Source organism: Mesorhizobium sp. WSM4816 (assembly GCF_055811535.1).
The window spans coordinates 1-26,041 of the sequence record NZ_JBVVQR010000027.1 but is presented as its reverse complement, the minus strand read 5'-3'; the positions used below and the strand labels follow the sequence as shown (position 1 = coordinate 26,041).

Here is a 26,041-nt window from a genome sequence, read left to right as displayed (position 1 = left end):
CGTGCCCATGCCGAGGCAGCCGAACGTTGGAGCGCGCTGTATGCCTCTTGATCCTGGAACGGCAAGTATTTTAGTTCTGAAAACCTTGGCGACGGGTAGTGGATTTTTGCTAACGTAGGCTGAGACAATATCTGCAGTCAGGCCTACCAGATCGGCCGTTTCGGCTCCGTTTTGATCGGTCAGGTATCAGGTATTCGCTCCTACAACAGTGAAAATCCACGCCTCACGCATCTGTCGTATACCGTAGTTTTGAGCAATGCCGAGACAAATCTCATCAGCGGGCGCCACACTGTTAGTCTAGGCCATGCGGTGGGTTCTCTTCCCAGAACCTCGGCAGATAGGCAAGAAAGAGCTTGTCGAGCGCACGGCAGCGGTATTGAAACCACGAGCGGCTGCGATCCCGTCGCAGTCGTCCCCAGCCGTGCTTCTCGAACAGCAGCTTCTCAAGCCGGAGCAAGCTGACCCAGAGGTACACGAGGCTATGCGCGAGCTTGGCTTTCGATGTCTCACCGACATTGCCCAGCATCGCCAGTCGCTGCATGCTTCCATCGGGATATGAAGGATGTGCTGCGACCACATGAGCGGCATAGTCGACATGAACAAACCGCGACAGCCATGCGTAGTTGGCCCTCCGTATCTCTTCTGCCGTTATATCGATCGGGATCGTGATGGCATCAATAGCTTCGAGCTTCGAGATCGCTGCTCGAATAACAGCCGGCTGATGCGCCGTTCCACCATTTCATCCCCGACCCTGTGGCGCGGTTGACACGCTATGAGGACCTCTACGCAATCCTGAACGAGGGGCGGAGCATAGTGCGGACGGCTATTGCGCGCGGGGACGCACTCGTTGCGGCCCGACCCGGCGGTGGTGGCATCCGGATCGGCGAGGAGATCGTAAAGAACCATGCGCAGCTTGCCGCCTGGTTTGCCGCAGTTCCAAACCTCTCGCCCGCACAAGCCCACAGCGGTGCGCGGCGTATGGTGACGGCACGCGCCGATGCGCGCGTGATTTTGGGCGGAAAGATGGGCGTGCTGGCCGATCCAGCCGATTGGTATGGCGGGGCGATGCCGGGGATCGTAGAGGAGGCGGTGTTGACACTGGATGCGGGCAAGCCGCTGATCGTCCTCGGCGCGTTTGGCGGTGCGGCGCGCGATGTCGCCATCGCGCGTGGCCTGATGGATCTCGCCGGCAAGGTGCCACGAACTGAGCAGCAAGCAAGCTATGCGCCCGCTATCGAGCAGGTGGAAAGCCTTCGCCATCGCATCCCCGGCGGGCTTCGCAGCGCGCTCGGCGCTATCGTTGACGATGATCGGGCTGAGCAAACCGCGTTTCAGGCTGCATCACTGATCGAGCAGTGGTTGGCCGTTGTTTGAGCACGCGCCAGCACGGCGTGCGACCTGTGCGAACTTTTGGCGCAGCGCCCTCGTGCCGCCTATGAAAACTGAGCTACGTCCCGATGTTTGACTTGTCAGATAGCTAGTTTGTTGCGCATTGCTGAGCCATCCAGTCAGCCGGAACGTCCGCTTTCAGGCATAGGCATGTTTGCGTATACGGCTGGCATGAGGCGCAAAGGTCATTTTCACTTCTCGCCATGCATGGGCCGAAATTCGAGGAGGAATGCTTGGCTTCACTGGAAATTTGGGCAGTGTTAATGTGTCCCGAAAGCGGGAGGGGCCATCCTCTCGCAGAGTTTGATTCAGTGCAGTGGTATAGCGCTTCAAGTCACCATTCGTCTTTGTCATGGGTTCGCCAGACCATAGGTCGACCAGTTTAGGGGTCTTCAACCGCCGGGAATTTTCACCCGCGCATTTTTGCTCTCGAGTTCATCCAGATAATCGGCCCACCATTGCATCATCTTTACGCGCTCTTCCCAGTGCTCTGCCCGGGCGTAGGCGCGACGAACGTTATTGTTCTCAACATGGGCCAGCTGCCGCTCTATGGCGTCCGGATGCCACTTTCCGCATTCGTTTAGCAGAGTTGATGCCGTTGCTCGAAAACCGTGCGCGGTAGCTTCTTCCTTACCGTAGCCCATGCGGCGCAGGGCGGCGTTAAGCGTGTTGTCGGAAATCGGACGTGAACCCGATCGAACACTAGGAAACAGCAGCGATCCACCACCAGAGATTTCTCTAAGTGAAGTCAGAACGCTGACGGCCTGCCTTGAAAGGGGTAGGCGGTGCGGCCGTCGCATCTTCATGCGTCCTTCAGGGATGGTCCACACCGAGCTTTCGAAATCGAACTCTTTCCATTCGGCCGCGCGTAGCTCGCCGGGGCGGGGAAACAGCTGCGCCATCAGCTTCAGGGCGGCTCGGGTTGTAGGCTGTCCATCAAATGCATCGATCGCCCTCAGCAAGCCGCCCAAGTCCTCGGGATCGGTAACCGCAGCTCGCGGCGTAACCGTCGGACTAATGAGCGCGCCCCTCAGAGCGATCGTCGGATCTGCCTCGCCGCGTGCGGTCGCGATTGCGTATCGAAACACACTGCCGATGGTGGAGCGCAGTCGCCGGGCCGATTCGTATCGACCGCGAACCTCTACGCGACGAAGGACAGTAAGGATGGTGGCCGTATCGATCTCCCGAATGCACTTGTCGCCGATTGTCGGATAGGCAAAGTCGAGCAGCCATTTCACCTTGCTGATCGTCCGGTCGGCACGTCCCTCCTTCTTCAGCTTGTCCACATATTCGTCCGCTATTGTGCGAAAGGTGTCTTTTTGCGAATTGGCTTTGTGAAACTTGCGCTCCTGCGCTGGGTCGGCACCAGCCTTGAGGAGGCGTTTGGCTTCATCGCGCGCTTGGCGGGCATCTGCGAGAGAAATGACAGGGTAGCTGCCCAGGGACAGCAGCTTCTGCTTCCCGTCGTACCGATAGGCGAGGCGCCATAGCCTTGTTCCCGATGGCTGGACCCACAGCTGAAGCCCGCCGCCGTCGGATAGTTTCAGGAGCTTGGACGCGGGCCGGGTGTTGCGGCATTTCACGTCGGAGAGAGCCATTGTGGGACCTCCTGTTGGGCGCTTCGATACCAACAGGTTCTCCGATACCAACAAAAATACCAACACCTCGCCCCGTTTGACGAAATTTGCTGAACCGCGATGAAATTCGCCCAAGCGCATCTTTCGTGCCGAAAACATACGCAAATTCAGCGATTTGCGGAGACTGAAGCGTAGAAGGTTCGGCGGAAGCGAGTCTCGGGAGAAGAGGGGATGGTGCCCAGAGGCGGATTCGAACCACCGACACGCGGATTTTCAGTCCGCTGCTCTACCAACTGAGCTATCTGGGCCTGTTCCGGCACGCGGGCAGTTCTGCACGCCGGATTTCTTGAAAGCGCCGCAGGCGCCCCTTGAAAGCGCGTGGGTTATAGCACGGGAATCCGGCCTGTCCAGCGCCTAAGCGTTGATTTCAAGCGGCAAACGAGCAATCACTGGACAGCTCGATTCATGGGACGCGGTCGAAGTCACCAAGCCGTGCCGAACAGCTTCATTTGGGAGGGTCGTTGTCCGTTTCGTCCTCGTCGTCGCGGCCCGGAATGACATAGGCGCCCTTGAGCCAGCGGTTGAGGTCGATGTCCTTGCAGCGCACAGAGCAGAACGGGTAGGTCTCGCGCGCCGACGGCTTGCCGCATTCGGGGCAGGGCCGCTTGGGGCGCAGCGGCGTGACCTTGTCGTCCGCACCCGAGTTCATGGCCGAACTGACTGCCAGTTGGCATGTACCTTGAAGCCCTCGCCGGCCAGCAGCGCCACCGTCTCATAGAGCGGCAGGCCGACGACGTTGGTGTAGGAGCCGACAAGCTTGACGACGAAGGCGCCGGCCAGACCCTGGACGGCGTAGCCGCCGGCCTTGCCGCGCCATTCTCCCGAGGCCACATAGGCGTCGATCTCGGCGCGCGGCAGCCGCTTGAAACGCACCCTGGTCTCGACCAGCCGCTGGCGCAGCTTGCCGCTCGGCGTAACCAGGCAGATGCCGGAATAGACCCGGTGCGAACGGCCGGATAGCAGTCCGAGGCAATTGACGACGTCGTCGAACGTTTCGGCCTTGGGCAGGATGCGCCGGCCGACGGCGACCACCGTGTCGGCGGCCAGCACGAAGCTCGGTGCATAATCCTCTTCCGTCTGCAGCGAGGCCAGCGCCTTTTCGGCCTTTTCCTTCGACAGGCGCTTGGCCAGCGAGCGTGGATGCTCGGCGCGCAACGGCGTTTCGTCGACGCCGGCCGGCAGCACGCGGTCCGGCTCGATGCCGGCCTGCTGCAGCAGCTCGATTCGGCGCGGCGAACCCGAGGCAAGCACGAGCTTCTGCAAAATGCTCATCGCGATCCCGGCCGAGCTCTGACGATCTTACTTGAAACGGTAGGTGATGCGGCCCTTGGTCAGGTCGTAGGGTGTCATCTCGACAAGGACCTTGTCGCCGGTCAGCACGCGGATGCGGTTCTTGCGCATGCGGCCGGCGGTGTGGGCGATGATTTCGTGTTCGTTTTCAAGCTTCACCCTGAACATCGCATTGGGCAATAATTCCGTGACGACACCCGGAAACTCGAGGACTTCTTCCTTCGGCATTCGATACCTTTGCTTGGATGGATTCCCAGCGCCTAGAGCATGATGCCGAAAAGTGTGAAGCGGTTTTCGGACGACATCATGCTCTACGTCTTGGATTTAGAGGCGGATTCAGATTTCAGGTCGAACAGACCTGAAATCATCCGACTCTAGCCGGAATTTGGGCGGAACCTATATGATAATCGTGCGCTTGTGAACATGCTTAAATCAGCCCGGTTTCTCTGCTTCCGGCGCCAGAAAACGGCGGCCGATCCGCGCCTTCAGCCGTTCGCGCACCTCGCGATAGGCGGCCATGATCTGCTCGCGCGTGCCGCCGACGCCAGTCGGGTCCGGCATCGGCCAATATTCGACGTCGACGGAAAGCGAGCGGGTAAGCTCGAGCGCGGTGTGATGGGCTTCCGGCGACAGCGTGATGATCAGGTCGAAATAGTCGTCCTCGAGATCGTCCAGTGTCCTCGGGTGCCGGTCGCCGAGCGAAAGCCCGTCCTCGGCCAGCACGGCGTCGACGAACGGGTCGCGTTCGCCGCCGCGCACCCCGGCCGACGCGACGAAGGTCGCGGCCGGAAGCACTTTGCGCGCCAGCAGTTCGGCCATCGGCGAGCGCACGGCGTTCATGGCGCAGACGAACAGGATCGAGCGAGGCAGGATCGAGCGGGGCAGAGGGACTGACAGTTCAGCCTCGCCAGTGCAGTACGCAGACCAGCGTGAACAGCCGGCGCGCCGTGTCGAAATCGATGTCGATCTTGCCGGCCAGCCGGTCCATCAGTGTCTGCGAGCCCTCATTGTGCAGGCCGCGCCGGCCCATGTCGATCGCCTCGATCTGGCTGGGCGTCGAGCTGCGGATGGCATCGTAATAGCTTTCGCAGATCATGTAATAGTCCTTGACGATGCGCCTGAGCGGCGTCAGCGACAGGATGTGGGTTACGACCGCCGCGCCATCCTCGCGCGTCACCGCGAAGACCAGGCGGGATTCGGCCAGCGACAGTTTTAGCCGGTAGGGCCCGGCGCCGTCGTCATTGACCGGCTGGAAGCTGTTTTCCTCGATCAGGTCGAAGATCGCCACCGCCCGCTCATGCTCGACGTCGGGCGTCGAACGGCCGATCGATTCGTCGAGTTCGACATCGATCAGCCTGGCACGGGTTCGATCGTAGTCCGCCATGTCAGCTACATATTCAGCCGGATGGCGACGGAGCGTCCATGCCCGTCGAGGCCTTCCGCTGTGGCCAGCGCGATGGCCGCCGGCGCCAGCGCCCGCAATTGCTCCGGCCCGAGCTTCAGGATCGAGGTGCGCTTGACGAAATCGAGCACCGAAAGCCCGGACGAGAAGCGCGCCGAGCGCGCCGTCGGCAGCACGTGGTTGGAGCCGCCGACATAGTCGCCGATGGCTTCCGGCGTGTGGCGGCCGAGGAAGACGGCGCCGGCATTGCGCATCCGCGCCAGGAAGGCTTCCGGCTCGTCGATGGCAAGCTCGACATGTTCGGCCGCGATGCGGTCGACCAGCGGCAGCGCCGCCTCGATTCGGGGGACGTGGATGACGGCGCCGAAATCGCGCCAGCTCGCCGCCGCCGTCCCGGCGCGCGACAGGTTTTGCAACTGGCGTTCGACCGCCTGTTCGACCGCCGCGCCGAAGACAGGATCGTCGGTGATCAGGATCGACTGCGCCGACACGTCATGCTCGGCCTGGGCAAGCAGGTCGGCGGCGATCCAGTCCGGATCGTTATTGCCGTCGGCCACGACAAGCACTTCCGATGGCCCGGCGATCATGTCGATGCCGACCGTGCCGAACACCTGGCGCTTGGCCGCCGCGACATAGGCATTGCCGGGGCCGACGATCTTGGCGACCGGCTTTATCGTTTCGGTGCCGTAGGCAAGCGCTGCGATCGCCTGCGCGCCGCCGACGCGGTAGATCTCGGTTATGCCGGTCAGGTCCGCCGCCACCAGCACCAGCGGATTGATGATGCCGCCGGGCGCCGGCACCGCCATGACGACGCGCTCGACGCCGGCGACCTTGGCCGGCACGGCGCTCATCAGCACCGAGCTTGGATAGCTCGCCGTACCGCCCGGCACATAGAGCCCGACCGCCTCGATCGCGGTCCAGCGCGAGCCGAGCTCGACGCCGGCAGCGTCGGTATAGCGGTCGTCGTTCGGCCGCTGCCGCTCGTGATGCGAACGGATGCGGTCACGGGCGAATTTGAGCGCCTCGATCGTCTGCGGGTCGGCTGCATCGTAGGCCTTGGCGATGTCGTCTTTCGACACGGCAATGCCGAGGCGTTTCAGGTCGGCCTTTTCGAATTTCTGCGTGTAGTCGATGAGCGCCGCGTCGCCCTCGGCGCGGACCCGCGCGATGATCGCGCGCACCACCGCGTCGACGTCTTCCGAGGCCTCGCGCTTGGTCAAAAGGAACGCGGCAAACCGCTGCTCGAAATCGGCATCGGACAGACGAAGCGTGATGGCCATCTTGTGTGCTCAGGCTCTGTGGAAGGGGCGCGACGTCGCTTCCCAGGCGCCGCCAGTGTCGGCCAGCCGCGCCTCGATGCACTCGACATCGAGCATGATCGCGCCGCCGCCTGAAAAGATCAGCTCGACAATGCCGGCCGGCTTGTCGAGCGCGACGAAGCTGATCGCCAGCAGCGACAGCACCTCGTCCGGCTTGTCGCGGGCAATGCCGCTGGTCTTGGCGCCCAGCACCCGGTCGAAATGCAGCACGCTTTGCCGCCGTTCATTGTGCTGGCGGAACAGCCCCGATTTCGCCTCCCAGACGAAGCGGTTCATCGTCATCACGAAGCGCTTGACCGCCGGCATGTATTCGAGGTCGCCGACCTTGAGCACGGCGTCCTGGACATGGGCCGAGACGATGCTCAGATCCTGATCGTCGAGCGCGACAAGCTTGAGAAGGTTCATGCGGAGTTCGCACCTGCGAGTTGACTATTCGACCTTCTGTTAGGCGGTCTTTCCAGCTCGTGCAACCGCGCCTGAGGTTCGGCTGGGCAATCGCTGAGGTCGGCGCCGCCCCTCATTGCCCTGCCGGGCATTTCTCCCCGTATGGTGACGGGGAGAAAGACGCCTGCAGAGGATTCGGCAATTACCAGCGTTGCAGGAAGGGCGCTGAGGCTGCGGCCAGCCCCTTCTCCCCGTCACTATACGGGGAGAAGATGCCGGCAGGCAGATGAGGGGCGGCGCCGAGATCGACAATTCGCGCAGTTGTCACCTATCACCCCGAAATCCGCTCGATCTCCGCGCCGCAGCCGGACAGCTTTTCTTCCAGCCGCTCAAAACCGCGGTCTAGATGATAGACCCTGTTGACCGTGGTCTCGCCTTCGGCCGCCAGGCCGGCGATGACCAGCGACACCGAAGCGCGAAGGTCGGTCGCCATCACCGGGGCGCCCTTCAGCTTCGGCACGCCGTCGACGATCGCCGTCTGGCCGGACAATGTTATGTGGGCGCCGAGCCGGGCAAGTTCCTGGACGTGCATGAAGCGGTTTTCGAAGATCGTCTCGGTGATGCGCGACTTGCCCTTGGCCATCGTCATCAGGCCCATGAACTGCGCCTGCAGGTCGGTCGGGAACGCCGGGAACGGCGCTGTCGTCACGTCGACCGGCGCAATGCCGGCGCCATTGCGCCTGACGCGGATACCGGAATTGGTCTGCGTGATCTCGGCGCCGGTTTGGGAAATCACGTCGAGCGCGCTCTGCAGCAGGTCCGCCCGCGCGCCTTCGAGCACGACATCGCCGCCGGTCATGGCGACGGCCATCGCATAGGTGCCGGTCTCGATCCGGTCGGGTATCACCCGCACGCGCGCGCCCGACAGCGCCTCGACGCCGTCGATGGTGATGGTCGCGGTGCCGGCGCCGGAAATCCTGGCGCCCATGGCGTTGAGGCATTCGGCGAGGTTGACGATCTCGGGCTCGCGGGCGGCGTTTTCGAGCACTGTCTCGCCCTTGGCCAGGGACGCCGCCATCATTAGCACATGGGTGGCGCCGACCGACACTTTCGGGAAGACGTAGCGATTGCCGACAAGACGGCCGTTCCTGGTCTTGGCGATGACATAGCCGGTGTCAACGTCGATATCGGCGCCCAGCGCCTGGAGGCCTTCCAGGAAAAGATCGACCGGCCGCGTGCCGATGGCGCAGCCGCCGGGCAGCGACACCTTGGCCTCGCCCATGCGGGCAAGCAGCGGGCCGATCACCCAGAACGAGGCGCGCATCTTCGACACCAGTTCGTAGGGGGCCGTTGTGTCGACGATGTTGCGGGCGGAGAAAGTGACGGTGCGCGAATAGCCCTCCTGCTGCTTTTCGCGGCGTCCGTTGACCGAGTAGTCGACGCCATGATTGCCGAGGATGCGGATCAACTGCTCGACATCGGCCAGATGCGGCACGTTTTCCAGGGTCAGCGTGTCGTCGGTGAGCAGCGAAGCGATCATCAGCGGCAGCGCGGCGTTCTTCGCGCCCGAGATCGGGATGCTTCCGGCAAGCTTGTTGCCGCCGACAATTCTGATGCGATCCATGGAAGAACGTCCCCTCGGCCGAAAGGCCGGTTTAATCGGTTGAGTCTGTTGTGGCCGGTCTAGACCCCGGCCGGTCTAAACCATTGGCCGGCTTGGTTCAAGAAACAGGGTTCCTGCGCCGTGGCTGTCGATAATAGGTCAATCCTTTTGCCTTTCGAGCCCGTCCGGCCGCTTGTCGGCCCCGCCAGTGCGTCGCGAGCGCGACTGCGCCTTGCGCTTCTGCAGATTGGCGCGCAATTGCTCGGCGAGCCGGGTCTTGCGGTCAGCTTTTGTCGACGGCCCGCCCTTGTCAAATGGGCCCTCCTTGTCGGGTGGACCCTCCTTGTCAGATGGAATTGCCTTGTCGTTCATGGTTCCGTCCCGGCTGACCCGCTATTCAGGGATAGCCAACATTGTGGCGCTGCCATGTCCGCAAAAGCCGTCGGAGCGGGCTTTCACAGATGGCTTGCACTTGGCCTTGCGCTTGCCGGTTCGATATGGCAGAAGCCCCGCCATCAGCGGCTGCGGTAGCTCAGTGGTAGAGCACTCCCTTGGTAAGGGAGAGGTCGAGAGTTCAATCCTCTCTCGCAGCACCAGTTTATCCCCTTGAAATCGCTCAAGCCCTTGACACGCAAGGGTCTCGTGATCGCTGCAGATTCCTTCAACGGAATTGGTTGGCACAAGATCGACAAGCGCAGCGCCTTGACATCGACGTGTATCCATTCCCGTACGATGAAGGTGATGTGCGACGAAATTCAGGCTCCCACGGCCAGAACAGGTCATAGCGCCCGGGAATTAGCCATGCGTGCGAACATCCTGGCTGCACAAACCATGCCGGCTGGGATTTTCGCGAGGCTTGGGCAAGCCTCGCGCAGGTTCTGCTTCGAACATCGCGCCGAGAGGGAGCGGTTTCTTTTAGAACGTCAACCAATCCGCCATTCCTTCGCGTCTGAAGCCCTACCGGGTTTGACGTCGATCAGCCTCGTGCCGCCGAACGATTTCTACAACGCGATGGCAAGACTTTAGGCATGTCACCGTTTCGCGGTGTCAGCATCCCGCTCGTCGCGTCTGAGGAACTCGCTGGTGACCGTGCCGAGTTGGTTTTCCAGCCAATCTGCCATCGCCTCTTCTTCGCGGAGGTTTTCTTTACACGCTCTTTGGGTCTCGGAGTCGCCGACCTCGCCGGCTGCGGCAATGAGCATTTTGTAGCTGGCGATTTCCATATGCTCGAATGTGTAGCTAGCCAGTGATCCTTTCATCACCTCGTCGCCTGCAAACATGCCGCTGATGTTCTGTCCGATGGCGATTAGCTTACCGCCGGCGTCCTTCAGCGTCGAAGATCCGTCGCCGATCCGATCGAGGCATTGTTCAAGACGTTTTGCCTGTTGCCTCGTTTCTTCGAGATGCATGTTCATCCGATCGCGAATCTCGGGATAGTTTTCGAGACGCTCGATTTGGCCGCTCAACATGGTCTCGGCTTGTTCTTCCATGGCGTGAGCGTCGCGAAGCCACTGCACCAGACGTTCCTTGGAGTCTGTCATGTTTTTCTCCGTTGGTCAGCATTGTCTTACTGCCATCGCAACGCCGCCACAGACCGTTAGTTCCGATCGCCTGCAAAGCGCAGTCGATACCCGGCGGTGACCACGACAACCCGTCCCGCAGGTCGCTGCCTTCCCGGCCAAAAGCCCCTTGAAGCGCAACATTAGCGTCAGCTAATAGTGCTCTGTGAGCAGTGGCTGTTGCCTGGTAGGCGCCGGCCGGCAGCTTTGGGTCGCCGCAGGAACAAGCTCCAGAGGTTAGGGCGGTGAGTATCTCAGATCAGAGTGGCCCGAGGACAAATGTGGCCAGTAGGGCAACAAAAAGCACAGCGGCGATCACGGCGCCCCACATGAGGACCCTTCCTGTGCCGCGTTGCTCTTCCTCGCGAGGTATCTCTTTCGCCATAGCAAGCATCCTTTTTGAGAAGTTCGGTGACTCAGCAACGTGTCTTGCGAAGGCTGGTTCCCGGCAGCCATCTTGAACAGGTCAGCTTTCGGAGGTGCCTATTGATGCCCTGGTTCATTTGGATATTCCCATGGACCCACGCCATAGGCGCGCTGTCGCTAGAAGTCCATGCGAGGGACGCCGGTTATGGCACCGAATTCTTACTGCTAATTTAGCTGGAAGTGATGGAACCTGTTTGCCCCCGCCAAGTTCGTTAGGCAATGGAGGAGATTGCCACCATGAACAGTGTAATTTATCTCATTGGCCTTGTCGTAGTCGTGCTTGCGATCCTCTCCTTCCTCGGATTCCATTAGGAGATACCATGCAGCGCGAAGACGATCAGGGCCGTAAGCCGGCCGATTTCGAAACAGCCAAAAGCGAACTGTCCGAACGGTTCCAGCAGGAAACGCAGACCGCGACAGAGGCGCTACACGACGCTCGCGACGAACTCGCCAGGAAGGCGGGCGACTACGCTGCTGAAGCGAAGCAGGCGTTGTTCGACAAAGCCGAGGGAACACAGCGCGATATCAGCTCTAACCTTACGGCCTTTAGCGGAGCCTTGCGAGCAGCAAGCGAGCATCTGGCCAATAACAATCAACGGACCGCTTCGAAGTTCACCCTCGATGCCGCCGGCTCGCTTGAACGCCTTTCATCTTCGTTGAAAGACAAACCATTCGAAGATGTTCTTGGCGAGATGCGGTCTTTCGGCCGCGAAAACTCAGGGGCGCTGATAGCCGGCTCAGTATTGGCAGGCTTGGCGCTGGGGCGGTTTATCAAGAGCACGCCGCCATCTGCCCGGACCGAGACACCGAGTCGATCGCAAACAGACGGGGGTTCAGAAACGGTTTCGAACTCGGATCAGTCCGCTACGCGATCGGCAGAGGCACCTGACACTACGCCGCCCCCCTTCAATCAGCCCAGAGACGACAGGGATTTGGCAGGCGCAAGCCTGGAGCAGAACCCATGACCAACAATCAGGAAAGTCGCGGCCTCGCAACCCTCGTCAGCGATCTGGCACAGCAGGTCACAAGCCTGCTTCAAACCGAAAGTAGGCTGTTGCGAGCGGAAATGTCGGAGAAAATCAGCAAGGCCGGCGCAGGCGCCGCCGAGGTTCTGGCCGGCGCCATATGCCTTCTCGCGGCCTTGATGGTGCTTTTGCAAGCGCTCGTAATCGCCCTGGCGAGTGCCGGCCTGGGAGCGGGATGGTCCTCGCTGCTGGTTGGAATCGTCGTCGCGATACTGGGGACCATTCTCTTGCGCTCCGGCACGAAAAGCATGGCTCCTTCTGAGCTAACGCCTGATCGCACACAAGACCAACTCAAGCGCGACGCGCGCGTGATCAAGGATCAAATAAGATGAGCGAAAAATCCGCAGCCGAGCTCGAACGCGATGCCGACATCGCCCGTGCTAAAGTAGCAGACACCGCCGATTCGATCCGCAGCAAGATGACACCGGGTCAATTGATCGACGAATTTACCGGGATGTTCGCCGGTGGCGAGGGATCTGCCATGCTTGGCAATCTCAAGTCGCAAGTCAGGGACAACCCGTTGCCATTGACGTTGATTGGAGCCGGCCTGGCCTGGCTGATGCTGGGCGACGGCACGTCGGCAACCAACTCAGCTGCCGCCGCCTATCGGACAGGCACAGCTCCTGACGCTTTCTCTAACTTGCGCGGCGATGATTTCAGCCAGGGCAACGAAGGGTCCGGAATCGGGGCGATGCTTTCCGATACCGCCGGTTCGGTTACATCGGCAGCAAGCGGCGCGGCCGAAGCTGCGGCAAACGCTGCAACGGGCGCCAAGGAGAGGATGACAAACACCGCCGGCCAGCTCGGCTCAAGCGCCAGCGAGATGGCGGCTCGAACGCGCCAATCGGCACAAGACCTCTTCGAGCGCGAACCGCTGGCTATCGCCGCAGTCGGCCTTGCGCTGGGCACTGCCATCGGGGTGATGCTGCCCCACACAGCCACAGAGGACGAGCAACTTGGCGCCTACCGCGACAAAATTCGCGACAGTGCGGAGGAGGTTTTCGAAACGGGCCTGGAGCAAGCAAAGCAAGTTGCCGCCGAGGCCTACGAAACGGTCAAGGAAGAGGCCGACCGGCAAGGCTCGGGTGGAGATGCCGGCACCGTAGCAGGCAAGGTCGGCAAAGTTGTTGAATCGACCGCAAAGCGAACCGAGGAAGCCATTCGCGATCGTTTGCCGGGGTCGTCGGACGAGTCTTCTACCACCACATAGCGTCGCCACCAGCCTGAATGACGCGCTTGGTCCATACGATGTCATCCTGCACCGTCGCCGGTCGTAACCACACCGGATCGGAAGGGATTGCGGATGTGGTCTTGAAGCATTCACAATGGCGGCTTTGAGCGCGGCGAAGGTCTCCGGCGGCACGTCCTCAAACTGGTACATTTACCACTGGCCACGAACCACGCCGAGAGGGTTCTGCGTTCCGGATCGTATTCCGTTTGCGTATCGAGGTGAACGCTCACACCTTGGTTCGGCGCGGGCCTGCTAGGTTTCTCCCCTTTGGGTCCTATGACGGTAGTTAGAAGATCGCCAGATCGCCCTGAACGCGGGTCTGCAACGACCTACACTTGCGCCCCCGTCCACCGCGTGAAGGTGGACCGACCCCGCTACCGCGACGTCGAAAGCCGGCGCTTCAAGCAGAGGCGCGCCTATCGGGGATCGCTTCGCCGTCGGCACCTGACCCGATCGTTCCAGGTCGGCCTGGCCCAGTCTGAACGACCGCCTGGAAGAGCTCGCCCCCGTGGAAAGGGGCCTGATCCTGGTCAAGACCCACCACACGAGAAAGAGTTCGCGCGAACCCATCCCGAAATACGGCTGGTGTGTCGAGCATCGGCCCGCGTAGCGACCGACGGCTAAAGGCCGGCAGACAGGCCGCCGACAAGGTCAACCTGAACCGCGCGTTGGGCAACCAAGTCCGAAACCAAGTTCGCACGATATTTGGAATGAAGATTAGTCCGGTTGCCTCCCCGGCCGTAAGCCTTGAAGCGGAACGTTAGCGTGCGCTGATGGTTTTCTTTCAGCAGTGGTTGGCAATGCGACGTCAGAGGCATCCAATGTTGACCGTCGAAGGAAAATGGATATGGGACAGCTGGTATTGCCGGGATGATCAGGGACTCTGGCATGCCTTCTTTCTGCAGGCCGGTCGCTCGCGAGGGAATCCCGAACTGCGACACTGGAATGTTACCTGGGGCCTTGCCACAAGTCCTGACCTGCGCAAATGGACGTATCGGGGAACGGTTTTCCGGCCGAGCAAAACTCCGTCTTTTGATGATCTGACGATCTGGACCGGCTGCGTTGTGCGGAACGACAGGAATTCATGGACCCTCTTCTATACCGGGACATCACGCGCTGAAGAGGGCAAAATACAACGGATCGGACGCGCTAGTAGCGCCGATCTAGTCCATTGGAGAAGGCAGGGCCTTGCGCTCGAGCGCACCGGTGAGAATGCCGAGTATTACGAGGGTTGCGTTCCGCGGCGCTGGAAGGACTGCTCGCTGCGGGATCCTTGGGTGATACGTGAGCCCGAGGGCTCTGGCTGGCTGATGTATTTCACGGCCCGATCGCCGATGCCATCGGATACCAATGCCTCTGGTGCAATTGGCGTTGCCTATTCGCACGATCTTGTAAATTGGTAGCTTCAGCCTCCGGTTTTTGTCGGATCTTTCGGGGAAATCGAGGTCCCCCAAATCTTCCAGCGGGGCGACAAATGGTTCTGCCTCTTCTGCACACATTCACAATGTTGGTCGGAAGAATTCAAACGCAACTATCCGGGAGAGCCGGTAGCGGGCATCCACTATCTTGCTGCCGATCATCCCTTGGGGCCATGGAAACCGGCGGACGGTCCATTCCTATACGGCACACCCGACTGCGAGATATATACCGGGCGCCTTCTTACACATGGTGACCAGGACTATCTACTTGCCTTCATTTCGGGTCCGGAGGAGCGGTTTTCGGGGACAATCTGCGACCCTATTCCAATCCACTTTGACGCGTGCGGAAGATTGGCGTTGGTCGAGCCACGATCTCCAGATCCGCCGACTGATTATAGAGTCTCTGGTCTTCGTTCACGTTGGGCGATCTGAAAAATTGGCACGAGCGCGACCCGCTTTCCGCAGGCTTGTCTGCGGCGTCGGTCGAAATGGGCTTTGCAGCGTGAACGCGTCTGGCAGAATTCCCTTTTCGACCTGGCTCCAGGTTACGGGAGCTGCTATCGGAAAGTGTGGTCCGGCTCTTGGCGAATACGCACCGACCGCCGTGTTTCCTCGCCCATTTCGGAGATAATCCAGGAAGATCCGCCCTACGCGGGCGGACGGCGCAGCCGCCAACAGGTAGCGATCGGGATACTTGTTGACCAGCTGCTGCGCCAGCCTGCGTGCATACTGCCGGGCCGCATCGTGGGTGATCGCAGCGTTCAGCGGCGCCATCACATGCACGCCTTTGCCGCCAGTCACCTTCGGCCAGCTGTCGAGTCCTGCTGAACGCAGCATATCGCGGAGCGCCAAAGCCGTGCCGGCAACTAGCTCCCATTCGACTCCTTCGCCAGGATCCAGATCTATTACGAGGTGGTCGGCATGCTCGATATCATCAATGGTGGCGTTCCATGGGTGCAATTCGACAACGCCCATTTCCACCAAGCCAAGAAGCCCATCAAGGTCATCGACCCACAGCCTCACACCTTCGCCACCTTCGCGTTTCTGAACTCGCAGCTGATGCACGGCATCCGGAACTTTGGGCAATCTGCCCTTGTGATAGAACGTGACGCCGTGGGAGTGGCGAACCAGCTTGAGCGGGCGTCGGCCAAGGTGGACGAGCGCCTTCCTCGCTACCTTCGTCCAATATCCGATCAGATCCTCTTTCGAGGGCACGACGGCGTCGGGCAGCAATTGCAGAATGTTTTCGGGCGGGACGCCCAAACTTTCATCGGACGGCGGCCGCTTGCGGGCTAAACGCGGCGCGCGGGCTGGTGGGCTCAGATCATCGCGCAGCCCCTTGAACACCGCCTCACGCAGCAATCCGTCATCGGTGATCCCGCTATATTGGATTTCGGCCTCGACTGCTGGGTGCACCCAAGTTGCCTTGGGCTTGTCTATCGGTTCCGAGAGTGGAGATTTCGCCACAATCAGTGGGTCCAATCGTTCGCGCACTTCGCGTGCATCGCGCAGGCTGTAGCCGCTTTGCGCCTTGCCGGCATAGTGGACGCGATTCCCCTCGCGGCGGCCGAGATAAAGCGAGGCAATCCTGCGCGGCTTCGCCCCCAGCTTCTCGACGAAGGCGACGATCGGAAAGTTGTCGCTCTTGATGCATTTGAGCTTGAGCCAACTCTCCTGCCGGCCGGAGCGGTAGCGGGAATCTGCACGCTTCGACACGATCCCCTCCAGGCCCATTTCGCAGGCGTGCTCGAACACTGTCGGGCCGTCGCCCTCATAATGATCGACATAGACCAGCGCCGGCGGCGCGCCCTCCAAGAGACGTTGCAAGGCGCGCTTGCGCTCCAGCAGCGGAGCGTCCCGCAGATTCTTGCCGTTGAGGTGAAGCAGATCGAAAGCGTGGAAGATCAGCTTCGTTGACTCAGCTTTTCCAAGCTCGCGGCGTAGTGCCTGAAAGTCAGGAAGCCCGGTAGCGCCTAACACAGTCGCCTCGCCATCGAGGATTGCGCGCTTTGCTTTCAGCTCAGCCGCAGCGCGGACGATCGGGCCGTATCGGTCGGTCCAGTCGAAGCCCCTTCGGGTGAAGGCCTGCGCCTTGCCCCGCTGGATGATCAGCTGGGTCCGATAGCCATCGTATTTGATTTCGTGAATCCATCCATCGCCCTTGGGCGGCTTCTCGACCAGCGTGGGCATTTGGAATTCAATGAAAGAAAGCCGGCCAACGCCAGGCTCGGTAAGCATGCACCCGCACTCCAGACACTTCGATTTGAATCAATATCTCCGTTTCGAATCGGTTCCGAAACAAAGTGAGGTCCGGCAGTGCTGGCATTCTCCCGTGTGAACAGAACTTGATTTACCGGATGGCCGACAGACCATTGCCTACGGGAGAAGACAGGCAATGGTCTGTTGGATCAGAGGGACTTCCAGATTTAGTGTCCTGCTATACCTTTCGGCCGGCGGGTTGACCTCGCAGTCGCTTAGGTCATTCGATGACTTTGACGATCTTGCGCGTGCCCGGATCAACGACAACGGTCCGGTTGTCGACGACAACGGTGCGGTATTTCGTGTTAGGGACTTCATGGAGTTCGACCGTCTCGGGCAGCGTTGAGCCGATATTGAGCTCTATCCCAGGGACCTTCACCGATGCGAGCGGCTGCTTCTTCACATATTCCCGGATGACGGTCTCCTGTTCAGGCTCGATGACTACGTCCTGAGCGGCAGCAGCGCCGATACCTGCCAGCAGCAGAAAACCCGCGGCTGCAGTGGAAAGTCGCATTTTCATAGTTGCCTCCTATGTGAGTCCTGTCGCGCCGAACAGCATCGTCTTCGCGCGATACTCATCGAACCCGCGGCAGCTGCAAAAGTTCCTTTGGCTGGGAGCTTCGGGCGGATCTCAGACAGGACCCAAGTCTCACCTGTTCGCGTAACAGACTGGACATCGCACCATCCGGAACCGCGGCTGCCCGTAGTCGTTGCTCACTGTGAGTTCACGGGAGGAGCCCATGGAAAATAGCGTCCATCAAGCCCGCTGGTCACTCGCTCCGGTCTTCGCCGTCTCCATCGCGTTCCTGGCAATTGGAATGGTCGTTAGCTAGGGAATGCGCAGCAAGAGACCACCGCCATTCCTCGATTTGCGGGTGGTCCGCAATCCCGGCTGACCAAGTCCGCCCGGGTGAGGCCTGTCAGCGGTTCCAAGACATCAGATCTTCAGCAACCCCGTCGAATTTCTTGAGGCCTTCGCTTGGGGGCTTCTGCTTATGAAGTCCCTGTTCAGTTGCGGCCGCCTTGAAGGCGGCGAACGCAGCTTGGTGACTGCAATGCCCGGCCAGGCATTCCTCGATCATTCGGACTGCTTCAAGCCGGGACGGCTTGTCCATGAATGGCCATGGTTGCTGAAGCGCTTTCGCAGCGTCGGCTATCGACGCGACCACCATCGGCCTGTGATTCAGGTAGATTGTAATCGGGACAAATGCCGTCACTTTCGTCGCTCCCCAGGAGTGAAGGCGGTTAAACGCGAAGACGTGGCGGTGGTTGCATCATTGTGAATTCAGGGCGCCGCTGCCCGACGCGAACGGCCATGCAGGCCTTAACCGCCGCCAAGATCCAAGGACGTCGATGCGGTCGAGCCCGCGAGGCGCCGTTTCGTGGCAGCATGCCCACGTTGCGATAATTGCATGCGTGTAACGCGGCCGACCGTGGAGGGATGGACGTCGAACAGGCGGGTCGGCCTCGGACGCGCTCCCTGGCATTGGTCACTCTTGGCCATTTGTCTTCGTATTGCGCTCAGCTGAGTTCTTGGGCTAGTCCGATGAGGAGCCCTTCAGGCCCACGGATGTAGCAGAGCCGATACGCATCTTTATACTGGACTACTTCGCCTTCGAGCTGCGCGCCGCGCGTGCGGAGCCTTTCAAGCGTCTCGTCGATGTCGTCCACGGCGAACATGACGCGGAGATAGCCGAAGGCGTTGACCGGGGCGTTCCGGTGATCTGCGACGACAGGCGGCGTGAGGAAGCGGGAGAGCTCGAGCCGGCTGTGGCCGTCCGGTGTGCGCAGCATGGCAATCTCGACACGCTGATCGCCCAGTCCAGTGACACGTCCGGCCCATTCTCCTTCGATCGTGGACCGCCCTTCGAGCTCGAGGCCGAGTTCGCGAAAGAAATCGATCGTCCCTCCGAGATCTTCGACGACGATTCCTACGTTGTCCATCCGCTTGAGCGCCATGTTTCGAATCTCCAGGGTGTCGTTCCAATCTACAAGGTGTCGCCTAGTCTAACAGCGGACGCTTGAGTGCCCCCAACACCGATAGATAATGACATGTGGACGTGCGGTCGTGTCCACATGTCTACAATTCTGCGGCCCCAGGGGCTAAGGACAGGCATCACGAAACGGATGCGGTGAGAGCGCCACATGCAGCAACCGAACCCGCCGCACGTCGTGCCGATGCGGAGGCCCGCATGAGCGCGGCCCTACTGATGCCGCGCGAGCCGGTCCATGCGTGCGTTTGCTTCGGCCAAACTAGCCAGCGCAAGCTCGACTTTTTGAGCCGAGGCGTCAGTGCGCTTGATGTGCCGGATCATTTGCTGCCTCAACCGCGCGAGCCTTTCCGCGCGATATACATCGCCGTATCTCGCAGTTTCAAGGTGGAGGGTCGCGAGCCTCATGGGCGACGATTCCGATTATCTAGCAGTAGAAATTCGCGAATCCGCCTTTCGTTCCGATGTCCGACCTTGCCCTCGCAAAAGCTGGCCGGACGGCCGCGACGAATGAGCCGCATCCCTGCCAAAAGAGAGATCGTCCGCTGATGCAGCTCAGTCGACCGCGGGTCCAACCAGACGGTAGCGGAAGTGATTTCGGATGTGGCCGTTGAAGAAGCGGCCCTTGGCGAAGGCGGCTTGGAACTCGGCGAAGGTCTCCGGCGGCACGTCGTCAAACTGGTAGCATTTACCGCTGGCCACGAACCACACCGAGAGGACTTTGCGCTCCGGATTCCGTTTTGTGTATCGAGGTCGACGGCATGACGTGACTACTCCAATCCATCTGAAGTTGCCCGCGCCCCACGGAGGGGAAGGACGCGGGCTGATCGGGAGGGGACACCGGTCTCGCAGCACAGAAGATGCTGCAGGAGGTGAACGTCCTGCCTATGCCGGTGTTCCATAGGAAACAAAAAAACCCGCCGCACAGGAGAGCGACGGGGCGATCAAGCGGTCACCGAGCGCGGGTGCGTCGGGATTTGCCCGGTTCGCGGATCGTGGAAAAATCCTAGGCGGCCGGCTGCGTCGCGTCTACCAACCGGCGGTTGGCCCGGTTGCTTGTTTGACAGACACGCGCTTATGTTGGCTGCTTGAAGCGCCGATTGGGCCTTTGCAGCGGCTCGTTGTGCGGGAGGGACGCTATGGCCCAGCAGGAGCAGTGGCAGCTGCAAGGCAGCGCCGCGGAACTCTACCAGCGCTACCTGGTCCCGGCAATCACAGCCCTGTGGGCTGCCGACCTGGTGGATCGTGCTGCGCCTCAATCTGGTGAGCGGGTTCTGGACGTAGCTTGCGGCACCGGCGTGGTGGCACGCTTGGCGGCCGAGCGTATGGGAAGTGGGCAGGTCGTCGGCCTCGACATCAACACGGGCATGCTTGCCGTTGCTCGATCCCTCCCGGCAGGCGCTGGACCGCGTATCGACTGGCACGAGGGAAGCGCGCTCGAAATGCCGTTCCCTGACGCCACCTTCGATCTGGTTCTTTGCCAGCTCGGACTGCAGTTTTTCCGGACCGGTCGAGTGCGCTGCGTGAGATGTTCCGGGTGCTGGTGCCTGACGGCCGACTGGCCTTAGCGTTTTCAGCGCTATTGAGCGCACTCCTGCGGCAAAGGCGCTGGTGGACGCCTTGGATCGACACCTCGGTCCAGGCGCTTCGGCAACGAAACGGTCCGAGCATTCACTCGCCGATGCGGACGAGCTTTACCGATTGGTGGCCGGGGCGGGATTTCGTCAGGTGACCATCCACACGACGACTCAGAACATCCGATTCCCCTCGTCAAAGGAATATGTGCGACTACAGCTGGCAGCGACTCCGCAGGCAGGGCTGGTCAGCGGAATCGATGCCGGACACCGCGACGCAGTCATCGCAGCGACTATGGGAGATGTAAGTTGTTCGCTGGCAATCTATTCAACTGGAGGGGAGCTGATGTTCCCCCAAGAGGCTCACGTCGTGCTCGCACGCAAATAGCGCAGCTCACTCTGCGGCATCCGGTGTTCAACAGCGTCCACGCAAAGTGAGCCAATGAGGAGCGTAGCAAATCCTCCTCCTTGACAGCAACCTCGAAGGCCTTCCTTACGTCGTCGGCTGTGCCCTCGCCCTCATGGACGGCCATGCAGGCCTTAACTGCCTTTTTCCACTTAGGTCCCCGCTTGGTCCACTTCATGAATTCCGCAGCGGCACCCTAGACGTTGTTGCAGCCGTATGTCAGCCCAGGTCGGTCGGTCTCGATGTTGACCGGAGGGTGAAACCAATGGATGGCCATGATACCTCCTACTCAGGCGAGAGATACATCTCCGCCTCTTTAGCGGCAGCCACGAAAGCCTTTCGGATCACGTGAGGGTCAATCGGATCGCCCTCCAGTGCTGACAGGCAGAGGGTCCACGCCTTGTGCCAGTGAGGTCCTCTCCGGGTCCACGTCTTGAGCTGCTCAAGGGCTGCCCTCGCATTGTTGCAGCCATGCCTGGCACCTTCCGTTTCAGTCTTCACGAACACCGGAGGGACGAACCAAAGGGTTGCCATGATACCTCCTACTCAGGCGAGAGATATACGCTCGCCTCCTTGGCCGCCGCCTCAAAGGCTTCACGGACCTCTTGGGGGGACACTCTGCCCTCGAACGCGTCAACGCATGATTAGACCGCCTTCGTCCATTTCGAGCCTTTGTGTCCCACGCCACGAGTTCCTGAGCGGCTCCCTCGACACGTTTCGCCTTCACGTAGACGGAGGGAGAGAACCTGAGGAGTCTCATGATGAATAATTAGGGGATGCTCACTTGTTTGGTAGAGGCGAGATCACAGCGGCGGCTCGATCGAGTTCTCTGACCGGCTCTCATTTCCGGGTCATGCCAGTCGCTTCGCGCCGCTCAGCGTTCGATCTGATGCCTGGGTCATTTGATGAACGTCACAGTGTTACAAAAGCTCGTAAACTGTTGCTTTTGATTCCATTACAGCGACTCAGAGTTCGATCCTCTCTCGCAGCACCAGTTTCAAGGCTTTCTGGAAGGGCTTCTATGCCGCCCTGGGCGCATCTGCGCGGGGCCAGCGCACGGGGATGCGCGAGTGCGCCGGATCGACCGCCGCCACCTTGTCTCAGTTTGGAGTTCGGCCGCGGGTGGCGAAGGTTTTGCCAATCGCGTGTTTGCAGCCTATGCTTCGATATCGGCCGCCAGTGCTGCGGATGCAGCCGACAGTAAGAGGGTACGTGCTCTTGCCCGTCCGGGAGAGAGCCGTGTCGCTTCCTCGCAATCATCTGCTGAAAGCCCTCTCCGCAGAGGATTTCGCGCTGCTGCTGCCGTCGATGCATCATGTCCAACTGGACCTCAAAGCCCAGCTGGAGGTTCCGTATCAGCCGATTGAGCATGTGTATTTTCCAGAAGCGGGTATCGCTTCGGTGGTCGCCACCATGACTGGAGGGCGGCAGAGTGAAGTCGGGATCATTGGCTATGATGGCATGACAGGCGTTGCCGTCATTCTCGGCCAGGACAGTTCTCCCAATGAGACCTACATCCAGGTCGCAGGCAATGGGTGGTGCCTGCCGGTTGAGAATCTTCGGTCTGAGGTGGCAAAGAGCCAGTCGCTTGGCGCGTCGCTGCTTGCCTATGCCCACGCCTTCCTTGTCCAGTCGTCGCGGACGGCACTGGTCAATGGCCATTCCAAGATCGAGGAACGGCTGGCCCGCTGGTTGCTGATGGTCCACGACCGGACCGAGGGAAACAAAATCCAGCTGACGCATGAATTTCTGGCGACCATGCTCGGCTCTCGGCGCCCCGGCGTTACCACCGCCCTGCAAATGCTGGAATATCGGGGGCTGGTTCACGCCAGGCGCGGCGAGATCACGATCGTCGACCGTGCCGGAATGATAAAGCTCACACACGGTGCCTATGGCGACGAGGAGCACCGTCACTTCGGCTAATGCATGTCGCGCAAAAGCATGCCCCTCCGGGACTGACCCAGGGCCTGACCCAAGGGCGTGCAGCGGTTTTCCGATTACCACATGCATGAAAACAACAACCTGACGCGCGTCGCATGGGGGCCGGTCAAACGCGACGCGCTCTGCCTGATTGTCCGAAATCAGACATAAGCTTGAAGGCCGCCGCATGTTAGACGAAAGTCGTAGTGTTGGCAGGGAGGAACTGTTGATGAGCCACACTTTTCACACAGTCACCGTTGAAGGCGCGGCGGAGGCCTATGTCCTTTCCAGAGGCAAGGCTCGGTATCTCTCGATCGCGCAGGCGATCCGCGCCATTCGAACACTCATGCCGGCTTGCAAGGCCACAAACCACGAGTTGGAGGAGATGCTGGCGGCAGCATGCGTGGTGCACGGTGTGCCCGTCGCTTTCGACGCCAAAACAGCTGATGGCCCAGAACCACGGCTCCATTCGTAGGCCGGAAATGTCCGCGCCGCTGCAGAAGCCAAATTCATTGGATGTTCGGCAGGCGATTGTCCGCTACCTGATCGATCATGTCGACAATCCGAGCGTCTCGATAGTCGAAGTGACCATCGTCGTAAAGAAGATGTTTCCACTTTGCGAACTCACGGATTGGCAAATTGGCGATCTCATTGCGCGAAGCGCCATCGACGCGGGATTTGCGATCGATTTCGATGCGGCCCCCTAGACGCCTCTGGGCAGCAGCATAGCGGCGCCTCGGTCTCACGGCGGAACCAGGCTGGTAGCGCACATCGTCCGCGACGATGGGGCCGCAGGTTCCCGAGCGGACTTGCGCGTCGCCGGCCTGCCGAGCGCAGCTTATGCTGGATCATCCTGAGCGGGAGCCTGCTATAATCCCGTATGGCCGCTCGCATAGTGGTTATCCTGGCGCTGCTTTCCGCCTTCGCCTACGGCTTCGCAAAACTCGTGGAACGTTATGGCGACGCCGGCGACAGGCCCTCTGCGTGTGAAGAATGGCCACAGTCTGATTGTCCAGTCCCAAACGCGCCGCCTCAAGAAGAAACCAGGCCTTGAGCGGGCGTTCCCGGGCGCTGCCAAACATCGGCGTCGATAGGCCGTGGCAGCCGGTTCGCGCACCGCCGGTGGAACAAGAATTGCTCCGCATCGTTGAGATGATTAGGCAACCCGCCGCGGCAGCAATTAAGCACCGCAGCTAAAGGTTGCTTGGAGGCTATTATGGGAAAGCAACTTACATTGGCTGCGGCAGGCATGCTTCTGCTCGTCGGTGTCAGCGCCGCTGCCGCTCAGGACGTCATTATTCAACCCGAGCATGACACCGTGATCCGCGAATACGTGAAAAAGAAACCGGTGGCATCACTCAGCCTTCCTGGCGTCGAACTCAACATCGGCACAGCTTTGCCCGAAACAGTCGAGCTTTACGAGGTGCCGGACGTTCAGTACCGCTACGTCGTCATCGAGGGCCGAACTGTCCTGGTCGATCCAGGTACCCGCAAGATTGTGAAGGTCTACGACTGACGTGACCCCTCGCGCTGAAGCCCGTCATGCCGAAAGGCGCGGCGGGCTGGCGCCTTCCCGATATCCCGATGGCAGAGATAGAAGGTGCAATATCGCGCTGGAACAGTCATGCAACGGCGTGGAATTGCGAAATGCGTAAAATCCCGACAGACACCGGCGAGCAAACTCCCGCGAACAGTTCCGAATATATTGGAAGATGCTGATTTTTATCGATGCTGGTGATTGCCGGCCCCCCTCACCACCTTGACCTCCACCGTCATGCCGAGAAAGCTCGACGCGCTGCCGCAGTAGCTTCCCGAAAGTGGGATGGCTTGCCCAGGATGCCTGGCCACAGCCACCCGGATCAGATCCCGGTTGCCGACAATGCCGTTGGTGGGATCGAACTCGACCCAACCCGCGCCAGGCAAATAGACCTGGCACCAGGCATGCGTCGACCCGCCGCCGACGACAGAACCGCTGTCGCGGTTCGGCACATAGACATATCCGGTCACAAAACGGGCGGCAAAACCGAGCGAACGAACCGCTTCCATCATGAACAGCGCAAAATCCCGGCATGTGCCTCGACGCAGGTGCAAGGTCATCAGAGGCGGTTGCGTCCCTGATTCAGTTCGACGCGAATAAACAAAGCTCTCGTGGATCGCGTAGCAAAGCGTCATCAGCAATTTGCCGGTCTCGGTGCGCCCTTTGGCGCTCACGAACTGTCGTGCCCATTTGCCGATCTCGTCGCCGTCATCGAGGTGATGGCGCTCGATGGTTTGGCTGAGGTCGGTTGCCTCGTCGGGATCATAGGAAAATGGATAGCTGAGTGCTGCGTCATCGATACGGAAATCAGGCGCATGCTGCGGCGTGTGATCGAGCCGGATGTCTGTCACGAAACGCAGTTCGTCGCCCGAGCCGTTGAAATCGATTACCGCAACGCAGTTTCCGAAAACGTCATGGATCCAGCCAATCTCTTTCGGCTCGGGGTCGACAAACAGGGCGTGATCCAGAAGTCGCTGATCGAAACTGTCGCGCGGCCTGAACATCAGCCGGTGCTCGCCGAACGTCACCGGCTGCGTATAGCGATAGACGGTCGTGTGCTTGACTGAAAAGATCGGCATTGGCTTGCGTCGACCACCTGCGATATCAGCGCCATCATATAATCTTTTTTGATGTGCAGCGGACAAAATGGGGCTGCCCCTCAAGACGGCCGTATCAGGCGGATTGATGAACAGATCGACACGGCTAGCGCCGAAGTGATCATCCATGCTGGCCCGCTGCTCTTGGTTCCGTTGGCAGAATGGCCGCGAAAAAAGCAGCGGACTTGCGCCGCAGGCCTTTTGCAATCTCTAATTGGTAGACTCTCTCAAGGCCGGGGAAGTTAATCCTTGCGCCGCGGAGGGGGCCAAGGCGAGGAACGTCGCAACGGGAGGAAGCAATGAATGAGGACTACGAACTGGCCATAGACCACGACAGGCCTTACGAAATAACTGCTTTCGCTAAAAAGCACGGCCTTACGACAAGGGCTGCCGAACTGATCCTTTTCGCCTATAGCCCGTCCCGAGCGGCGTGCGATACTGCCGCAACGGCTTTCCTTACCGCCGTCGCCGTGCAAGCCAAGAGACAAGCGGCGCGCTAGAGCGCGATGATTTTAGGTTGGGACATAGCCGGCCTCGGTGAAGTAGTTGGCGCATTCCTTTGATGTGACGGTGT

Annotated in this window: 33 protein-coding genes and 2 tRNA genes; 13 read left to right on the top strand and 22 right to left on the bottom strand. The window is 60.4% G+C overall.

Annotated elements, in window-relative coordinates:
* Nucleotides 1-292 precede the first annotated feature (292 nt).
* On the bottom strand, nt 293-541 hold the full coding sequence (locus tag AC0L3H_RS23830; protein WP_473587087.1) for a hypothetical protein: 249 nt from the start codon (nt 539-541) through the stop codon (nt 293-295).
* A gap of 212 nt (nt 542-753) precedes the next feature.
* Here AC0L3H_RS23830 and AC0L3H_RS23825 point away from each other — a divergent pair, with 212 nt between their 5' ends.
* Complete coding sequence (locus AC0L3H_RS23825; protein ID WP_473587086.1) at nt 754-1,374, top strand: hypothetical protein; 621 nt, start codon at nt 754-756, stop codon at nt 1,372-1,374.
* A 407-nt stretch (nt 1,375-1,781) separates the two neighbouring features.
* On the opposite strand, the gene AC0L3H_RS23820 is transcribed toward AC0L3H_RS23825, so the two are convergent.
* From AC0L3H_RS23820 to AC0L3H_RS23770, 11 genes are all read right to left on the bottom strand, one after another.
* Nucleotides 1,782-2,987 carry a tyrosine-type recombinase/integrase gene (locus tag AC0L3H_RS23820; protein ID WP_473587085.1) on the bottom strand — a complete coding sequence of 402 codons (1,206 nt, stop codon included), beginning with the start codon at nt 2,985-2,987 and terminating at the stop codon, nt 1,782-1,784.
* 211 nt (nt 2,988-3,198) lie between these two features.
* Nucleotides 3,199-3,274, bottom strand: a tRNA-Phe gene (locus AC0L3H_RS23815).
* A gap of 197 nt (nt 3,275-3,471) precedes the next feature.
* Complete coding sequence (yacG, locus tag AC0L3H_RS23810; RefSeq protein WP_023803280.1) at nt 3,472-3,675, bottom strand: DNA gyrase inhibitor YacG; 204 nt, start codon at nt 3,673-3,675, stop codon at nt 3,472-3,474.
* Nucleotides 3,672-4,298 (bottom strand): Maf-like protein, encoded by a 627-nt coding sequence (locus tag AC0L3H_RS23805; RefSeq protein ID WP_023803279.1) that lies wholly within the window; start codon nt 4,296-4,298, stop codon nt 3,672-3,674. Before AC0L3H_RS23805 ends, yacG begins: the two co-directional genes overlap by 4 nt.
* Before the next feature lie 27 nt (nt 4,299-4,325).
* Nucleotides 4,326-4,544, bottom strand: coding sequence for a translation initiation factor IF-1 (gene infA, locus AC0L3H_RS23800; RefSeq protein ID WP_006200926.1), 219 nt, complete (start codon nt 4,542-4,544; stop codon nt 4,326-4,328).
* A 204-nt stretch (nt 4,545-4,748) separates the two neighbouring features.
* Nucleotides 4,749-5,213, bottom strand: coding sequence for an arsenate-mycothiol transferase ArsC (locus tag AC0L3H_RS23795; RefSeq protein WP_473494877.1), 465 nt, complete (start codon nt 5,211-5,213; stop codon nt 4,749-4,751).
* Nucleotide 5,214: 1 nt separating this feature from the next.
* Nucleotides 5,215-5,700: a UPF0262 family protein gene (locus tag AC0L3H_RS23790; RefSeq protein ID WP_473494865.1), complete on the bottom strand. Its 486-nt coding sequence runs from the start codon at nt 5,698-5,700 to the stop codon at nt 5,215-5,217.
* A 5-nt stretch (nt 5,701-5,705) separates the two neighbouring features.
* The gene (gene hisD, locus AC0L3H_RS23785; protein WP_473587084.1) at nt 5,706-6,998 is read right to left on the bottom strand and encodes a histidinol dehydrogenase; all 1,293 of its coding nucleotides are present in this window, start codon (nt 6,996-6,998) and stop codon (nt 5,706-5,708) included.
* 9 nt (nt 6,999-7,007) lie between these two features.
* Nucleotides 7,008-7,442 carry a DUF2948 family protein gene (locus AC0L3H_RS23780; protein ID WP_023803275.1) on the bottom strand — a complete coding sequence of 145 codons (435 nt, stop codon included), beginning with the start codon at nt 7,440-7,442 and terminating at the stop codon, nt 7,008-7,010.
* A gap of 310 nt (nt 7,443-7,752) precedes the next feature.
* Nucleotides 7,753-9,045 carry a UDP-N-acetylglucosamine 1-carboxyvinyltransferase gene (murA, locus tag AC0L3H_RS23775; RefSeq protein ID WP_473587083.1) on the bottom strand — a complete coding sequence of 431 codons (1,293 nt, stop codon included), beginning with the start codon at nt 9,043-9,045 and terminating at the stop codon, nt 7,753-7,755.
* A 138-nt stretch (nt 9,046-9,183) separates the two neighbouring features.
* Nucleotides 9,184-9,396 (bottom strand): hypothetical protein, encoded by a 213-nt coding sequence (locus tag AC0L3H_RS23770; protein WP_473494868.1) that lies wholly within the window; start codon nt 9,394-9,396, stop codon nt 9,184-9,186.
* A gap of 149 nt (nt 9,397-9,545) precedes the next feature.
* On the opposite strand from AC0L3H_RS23770, the gene AC0L3H_RS23765 reads away from it, so the two are divergent.
* Together AC0L3H_RS23765 and AC0L3H_RS23760 are read left to right on the top strand one after the other, a co-directional pair.
* Nucleotides 9,546-9,620: transfer RNA gene (locus AC0L3H_RS23765), tRNA-Thr, on the top strand.
* Nucleotides 9,621-9,630: 10 nt separating this feature from the next.
* Nucleotides 9,631-10,050, top strand: a complete 420-nt coding sequence (locus AC0L3H_RS23760) for a hypothetical protein (protein ID WP_473587082.1) — start codon at nt 9,631-9,633, stop codon at nt 10,048-10,050.
* Between the two features lie 5 nt (nt 10,051-10,055).
* Here the strand turns inward: AC0L3H_RS23760 and AC0L3H_RS23755 are convergent, their stop codons facing one another.
* The gene (locus AC0L3H_RS23755; RefSeq protein WP_027155497.1) at nt 10,056-10,565 is read right to left on the bottom strand and encodes a ferritin-like domain-containing protein; all 510 of its coding nucleotides are present in this window, start codon (nt 10,563-10,565) and stop codon (nt 10,056-10,058) included.
* A gap of 764 nt (nt 10,566-11,329) precedes the next feature.
* Here AC0L3H_RS23755 and AC0L3H_RS23750 point away from each other — a divergent pair.
* From AC0L3H_RS23750 to AC0L3H_RS23735, 4 genes are all read left to right on the top strand, one after another.
* The gene (locus AC0L3H_RS23750; protein ID WP_473587081.1) at nt 11,330-11,974 is read left to right on the top strand and encodes a hypothetical protein; all 645 of its coding nucleotides are present in this window, start codon (nt 11,330-11,332) and stop codon (nt 11,972-11,974) included.
* On the top strand, nt 11,971-12,366 hold the full coding sequence (locus tag AC0L3H_RS23745) for a phage holin family protein (protein ID WP_287177822.1): 396 nt from the start codon (nt 11,971-11,973) through the stop codon (nt 12,364-12,366). Before AC0L3H_RS23750 ends, AC0L3H_RS23745 begins: the two co-directional genes overlap by 4 nt.
* Nucleotides 12,363-13,244 (top strand): hypothetical protein, encoded by an 882-nt coding sequence (locus AC0L3H_RS23740; RefSeq protein WP_473587080.1) that lies wholly within the window; start codon nt 12,363-12,365, stop codon nt 13,242-13,244. The genes AC0L3H_RS23745 and AC0L3H_RS23740 overlap by 4 nt, the downstream gene beginning before the upstream one ends.
* Nucleotides 13,245-14,086: 842 nt before the next feature.
* Nucleotides 14,087-14,668, top strand: a complete 582-nt coding sequence (locus tag AC0L3H_RS23735; RefSeq protein ID WP_473587079.1) for a glycoside hydrolase family protein — start codon at nt 14,087-14,089, stop codon at nt 14,666-14,668.
* A 429-nt stretch (nt 14,669-15,097) separates the two neighbouring features.
* On the opposite strand, the gene ligD is transcribed toward AC0L3H_RS23735, so the two are convergent.
* The 5 genes from ligD to AC0L3H_RS23710 form a co-directional block, all read right to left on the bottom strand.
* The gene (ligD, locus tag AC0L3H_RS23730) at nt 15,098-16,921 is read right to left on the bottom strand and encodes a DNA ligase D (protein ID WP_473587078.1); all 1,824 of its coding nucleotides are present in this window, start codon (nt 16,919-16,921) and stop codon (nt 15,098-15,100) included.
* A gap of 241 nt (nt 16,922-17,162) precedes the next feature.
* A complete protein-coding gene (locus AC0L3H_RS23725; RefSeq protein WP_473587077.1) occupies nt 17,163-17,462 on the bottom strand; it encodes a DUF1236 domain-containing protein in 300 nt (99 codons plus the stop codon).
* A gap of 400 nt (nt 17,463-17,862) precedes the next feature.
* Nucleotides 17,863-18,159, bottom strand: a complete 297-nt coding sequence (locus AC0L3H_RS23720; RefSeq protein ID WP_473494511.1) for a DUF982 domain-containing protein — start codon at nt 18,157-18,159, stop codon at nt 17,863-17,865.
* Between the two features lie 304 nt (nt 18,160-18,463).
* Entirely contained in the window at nt 18,464-18,901 is a 438-nt protein-coding gene (locus AC0L3H_RS23715; RefSeq protein WP_027155573.1) for a VOC family protein, read from the bottom strand.
* A gap of 587 nt (nt 18,902-19,488) precedes the next feature.
* On the bottom strand, nt 19,489-19,635 hold the full coding sequence (locus AC0L3H_RS23710) for a KTSC domain-containing protein (RefSeq protein WP_473587076.1): 147 nt from the start codon (nt 19,633-19,635) through the stop codon (nt 19,489-19,491).
* Nucleotides 19,636-20,072: 437 nt separating this feature from the next.
* Between AC0L3H_RS23710 and AC0L3H_RS23705 the strand changes: the two genes are divergently transcribed.
* Entirely contained in the window at nt 20,073-20,501 is a 429-nt protein-coding gene (locus AC0L3H_RS23705; protein WP_473587075.1) for a methyltransferase domain-containing protein, read from the top strand.
* Between the two features lie 299 nt (nt 20,502-20,800).
* On the opposite strand, the gene AC0L3H_RS23700 is transcribed toward AC0L3H_RS23705, so the two are convergent.
* The 3 genes from AC0L3H_RS23700 to AC0L3H_RS23690 all read right to left on the bottom strand — a co-directional run bounded on the left by AC0L3H_RS23700 (nt 20,801) and on the right by AC0L3H_RS23690 (nt 21,530).
* The gene (locus AC0L3H_RS23700) at nt 20,801-21,091 is read right to left on the bottom strand and encodes a DUF982 domain-containing protein (RefSeq protein WP_473587074.1); all 291 of its coding nucleotides are present in this window, start codon (nt 21,089-21,091) and stop codon (nt 20,801-20,803) included.
* A gap of 107 nt (nt 21,092-21,198) precedes the next feature.
* On the bottom strand, nt 21,199-21,447 hold the full coding sequence (locus AC0L3H_RS23695) for a DUF982 domain-containing protein (protein ID WP_027155572.1): 249 nt from the start codon (nt 21,445-21,447) through the stop codon (nt 21,199-21,201).
* An 8-nt stretch (nt 21,448-21,455) separates the two neighbouring features.
* Nucleotides 21,456-21,530: a hypothetical protein gene (locus AC0L3H_RS23690; RefSeq protein ID WP_473587121.1), complete on the bottom strand. Its 75-nt coding sequence runs from the start codon at nt 21,528-21,530 to the stop codon at nt 21,456-21,458.
* 505 nt (nt 21,531-22,035) lie between these two features.
* On the opposite strand from AC0L3H_RS23690, the gene AC0L3H_RS23685 reads away from it, so the two are divergent.
* The 4 genes from AC0L3H_RS23685 to AC0L3H_RS23670 all read left to right on the top strand — a co-directional run bounded on the left by AC0L3H_RS23685 (nt 22,036) and on the right by AC0L3H_RS23670 (nt 24,349).
* Nucleotides 22,036-22,836: a Crp/Fnr family transcriptional regulator gene (locus AC0L3H_RS23685; protein ID WP_473587073.1), complete on the top strand. Its 801-nt coding sequence runs from the start codon at nt 22,036-22,038 to the stop codon at nt 22,834-22,836.
* Nucleotides 22,837-23,062: 226 nt separating this feature from the next.
* Nucleotides 23,063-23,308, top strand: coding sequence for a hypothetical protein (locus AC0L3H_RS23680; protein ID WP_287056042.1), 246 nt, complete (start codon nt 23,063-23,065; stop codon nt 23,306-23,308).
* A gap of 7 nt (nt 23,309-23,315) precedes the next feature.
* The gene (locus AC0L3H_RS23675; protein ID WP_473587072.1) at nt 23,316-23,540 is read left to right on the top strand and encodes a hypothetical protein; all 225 of its coding nucleotides are present in this window, start codon (nt 23,316-23,318) and stop codon (nt 23,538-23,540) included.
* A gap of 509 nt (nt 23,541-24,049) precedes the next feature.
* On the top strand, nt 24,050-24,349 hold the full coding sequence (locus AC0L3H_RS23670) for a DUF1236 domain-containing protein (protein ID WP_077379707.1): 300 nt from the start codon (nt 24,050-24,052) through the stop codon (nt 24,347-24,349).
* Between the two features lie 206 nt (nt 24,350-24,555).
* Here the strand turns inward: AC0L3H_RS23670 and AC0L3H_RS23665 are convergent, their stop codons facing one another.
* Nucleotides 24,556-25,449, bottom strand: a complete 894-nt coding sequence (locus AC0L3H_RS23665) for a transglutaminase family protein (RefSeq protein ID WP_473494504.1) — start codon at nt 25,447-25,449, stop codon at nt 24,556-24,558.
* A gap of 317 nt (nt 25,450-25,766) precedes the next feature.
* Between AC0L3H_RS23665 and AC0L3H_RS23660 the strand changes: the two genes are divergently transcribed.
* A complete protein-coding gene (locus AC0L3H_RS23660; protein ID WP_473587071.1) occupies nt 25,767-25,967 on the top strand; it encodes a hypothetical protein in 201 nt (66 codons plus the stop codon).
* Nucleotides 25,968-26,041 lie beyond the last annotated feature (74 nt).